Here is a 3472-nt window from a genome sequence, read left to right as displayed (position 1 = left end):
ACTCTCGCGGGTGAGGTCGTGGGCTCCCCCGCGAGCCTCGCCCCGGAGCGGGCGGAGGGCGCCGAGCCGGGGCCGGAGGGGGATCTGTGGTCGCTCGGCGTCGTGCTGTGGACGGCGGTCGAGGGCGATCCGCCCTTCCGGGGGGAGACGCCGCTCGCGGCCGTACGGGCGGCGGTCGAGGACCCGCTGCCGCGCCCGGCGCAGGCGGGACCGCTCACGCCCGTGCTCGAAGGGCTGCTGCGCAAGGACCCGGCGCTGCGGATCTCGCCGGAGCGGGCGGCGCGGCAGTTGCGCGAGGTGGCGGAGGGCAGGGAACCGGTGGAGGAGCGGGAGGCGGCGCCCGGGTGGGGGCGCGGGACGGAGGCGGCGGGGCAGAAAGCGGTGTCGCCCCCGGGGGCGACGCCCGCGCCGGTCACGCCGGAGGCGCCCCCGCGCGGTCCGGGTCGCGCCGCCTCGTACACCGCGCTGCTCGGCGCGGGGCTCGCGGTGCTCGTGGTCGCGGCGGTGCTGGTGTGGGTGGCGCTGGCCTGACGCGGACGGGACCGCGGTACGGGAGCGGTACGGGTCGGGCCCGGTGCGGGTCGTCCACGCGCGTAGCGTGCGCGCGCGGACGACCCGGTCCGTACCAGGGCGTACGGACCCGTGTCGGTCAGGGGGCGAACTTCGTCAGGGCCGGGAGGTAACCGCCGGACTGGCCGGCCGGCTTGGGGTGGTAGGACTCGCCGATGTTGAGCCAGTCGACGCTGTGCAGCCAGGCGTCGCCCGAGCAGATCTCGTGGCCCGCGAAGGTGGTGCGGACGTCGCCGAAGGAGAAGCCGTGGCTCGCCGCGCGGGCCGAGATGGTGTTGTCGAGGAGGTCGGCCGCGCCGTTGATGGCGGAGCGCTCGGCCTCGGCGAGGCCCGCGATGCAGGAGCCGTTGAGCTGGTAGAAGCGCGGGTAGCCGAGGACGACGACCTTCGCCGCGGGGGCCTTGGCGCGGATCTGGTCGTAGACGTTGTCGAGCGCGGCGGGGAGCGTGTTCTGCACGTACGCGCGGGCGGTGTTGACCTTGGCGACGCACGTGTCGGTGGACTGGAGGACGCACGTCGTCATGACGTCGGCGAAACCGGCGTCGTTGCCGCCGATGGAGAGCGTCACGAGGCCGGTGGAGGAGCTGAGGTGGCCGAGCTGGTTGGCGAGAACATCACCCGTACGAGCGCCCGAGCACGCGTCGAAGTTGAAGCTGGAGGGTGCGTGCGCGTTCTTCCACAGGACGGGATACGCCTTGGAGCTGCGCTTGCAGTCGCCGCTCGCGCTGTCGTAGGAGCCGGAGCCGACCCCCGAGGAGTAGGAGTCGCCGAGGGCCACGTAGCCCGTGGGGGCGGCGGCGTGGGAGGTCGCGGCCGAGGCGAGGGTGGCGCCGGCGGCGAGGAGGAGCGAGGACACGATCGCGGTGACGCGGGGGAATCTCATGGGACCTCCGTGTAGCAGGATTTCTGCGCTCCTGTTGGTACCACCCCGGGCCGCGTCGCGGGAGTGTGCGTGCCAAGAAGTTACCGGGCGGAAAGTTTCACCTGGGGTGGGTTTCAACTCGCCTTCTCCTGGGGCCACATGACCGCCAGAGGCCCACTTCTCCCCTCGATTCCCTTGCTTCGGAGTTCCCTTGACGGGGCCGCGCGGACTGCGCGACATTGAAGCCCGGCATCCGGCGCTTCGGGGGGCAAAGCGGCCCATGCACACCATCGGGACCAAGGGCATCAAGAGCGGCACGAGAGACCGGGCAGGGGAGAAGAGACGGCGGACCGCGCGGAGACGGGCGCGAGGCGGCGAGGGTTTCCCGTCCCTGCCGGCGGGTGCGGCGGTGGTCGTCCTGGCGGCCGGGGCGGCGCTGGCCCTGAGCGACGCGGACGGCGGGGGCGGCGGGGACGTGCTCGGCGTGCTCCGTGCCGTGCTCGTCCCCGCCTTCCTGCTCGGCGCCCCCGCGCTCGTCCTCGCGCTGGCGCTGCGCGGCCTCGATCCGCTCGGCCGCGTCCTCGCGGCGGTGGGCGGGGCGCTCGCGCTGCCGCTGCTCGTGGCGCAGGGGATGCTCATGCTGCACGTGTGGTCGGTGCGGGGCGGGGTGCTCGCGATCGGGGCGCTCAGTCTCGTCGGCCTCGTCCTTTGCCGGTGGCCGCGGCGGACGACGAGCGGCGGGGGCGCGTGACGTGGACATCACCGTGCACAGACCCGGCACGCTCGGCGAGGCGGACCGCGCGGTCTGGTCGGCGCTCCAGGCGAAGGCCCCGCAGACCGGGGCGACGGAACTCGCCAACCCCTTCCTCTCCCCCGAGTTCGCGCTCGCCGTCGCCCACCACCGGCGCGGTGTGCGGATCGGGGTCGTCCGCGAGGACGGCGACCCCGTCGCCTTCCTCCCCTTCCAGCACGGCGCGGGCGGCGTCGGCCGGGCGATCGGGCTCGGCCTCTCCGACTGCCAGGGACTCGTGCACGGGCCCGGCTTCCACGCGGAACCGCGCGCACTGCTGCGCGGACTGGGCCTGCGCGTCTACGAGTTCGACCACCTCGCCGGCGAGTCGCAGCCCTTCGCCGCGCACGCCACGGGCCGCTACGCCTCGCCCGTGCTCGACGTCGACGAGGGCTGGGAGTCCGTCCTGGACGCGCTGCGCCGCCGCTCGCCGAAGTTCACCCGTACGACGCTCGCCAAGGAACGCAAACTCGAACGTGAGCACGGCGAGTTGCGGTACGTGCACGACGCACGGGACCCGGCCGTGCTCGCGACGCTCATGCGCTGGAAGTCGGCGCAGTACCGCAGGACGGGGCGCGGGGACCGCTTCGCGCACCCGTGGATCAGCGGGCTCGTGCGCCGGCTCCTCCAGACCACGGCGCCGGGCGGCGCGGGGCTGCTCTCCGTGCTGTACGCGGGCGAGCGCCCGGTCGCCGCACACTTCGGGCTGCGCTCCGAACACGTCCTCGCCTGCTGGTTCCCCGCCTACGACCCCGCGTACGCGAAGTACTCGCCCGGGCTCGTGCTCCATCTGCGGATGGCGCGCGCGGCGGCGGCCGACGGCATCGCGTACCTCGACCTGGGGCGCGGCCCCAAGGAGTACAAGGACTCCCTCCGCACGCGGGAACTGACCGTGCTGGAGGGCTGGGCGGCCAGACGCCACCCGGTCGCCTACGCCTACCGGGCGCGCCGCGCCCCGGCGCGGGCGGCGCGCAACACCGTGCGGGGGAACTCCGCGCTCTTCGCACCCGCCGACCGGCTGCTCAAGGGGGTGGGGAGGCTGCGTTCAGGGGGACGCTGAGCCGCCCGCACCGACCGGGAGGACACGGCCGCACACGCGGCCGGGACACGGGCCGCGCACGCGGCTCAAGGACAACACCGACGTACGACGAGACCGCACGACCACCCGTGCCGGGCAGCGCGCCCGCACGGCCCCGGGGGAGGGTTCGGGGCCGGGCGCGACGGCCCGTACGGGAAGCGGCGAGGGGTCG

Annotated in this window: 3 protein-coding genes and 1 pseudogene; 3 read left to right on the top strand and 1 reads right to left on the bottom strand. The window is 74.7% G+C overall.

Features of this window, described 5'->3' with window-relative positions; genetic code table 11:
- A pseudogene (locus G3I42_RS38165) lies at nucleotides 1-531 on the top strand (serine/threonine protein kinase); the annotation flags it as partial.
- Nucleotides 532-649: 118 nt separating this feature from the next.
- On the opposite strand, the gene G3I42_RS02190 reads toward G3I42_RS38165, so the two are convergent.
- Nucleotides 650-1453, bottom strand: coding sequence for an SGNH/GDSL hydrolase family protein (locus tag G3I42_RS02190; protein WP_164282162.1), 804 nt, complete (start codon nucleotides 1451-1453; stop codon nucleotides 650-652).
- A gap of 259 nt (nucleotides 1454-1712) precedes the next feature.
- On the opposite strand from G3I42_RS02190, the gene G3I42_RS02185 reads away from it, so the two are divergent.
- On the top strand, nucleotides 1713-2183 hold the full coding sequence (locus G3I42_RS02185) for a hypothetical protein (protein WP_239096208.1): 471 nt from the start codon (nucleotides 1713-1715) through the stop codon (nucleotides 2181-2183).
- Between the two features lies 1 nt (nucleotide 2184).
- Nucleotides 2185-3282 (top strand): GNAT family N-acetyltransferase, encoded by a 1098-nt coding sequence (locus G3I42_RS02180; protein ID WP_164282161.1) that lies wholly within the window; start codon nucleotides 2185-2187, stop codon nucleotides 3280-3282.
- Nucleotides 3283-3472 lie beyond the last annotated feature (190 nt).

It is taken from the genome of Streptomyces sp. SID11385, from assembly GCF_010548245.1.
Taxonomy (GTDB): Bacteria; Actinomycetota; Actinomycetes; order Streptomycetales; family Streptomycetaceae; genus Streptomyces.
The sequence above is the reverse complement of the archived record's forward strand: the minus strand, read 5'-3'. Positions and strand labels throughout refer to the sequence as shown.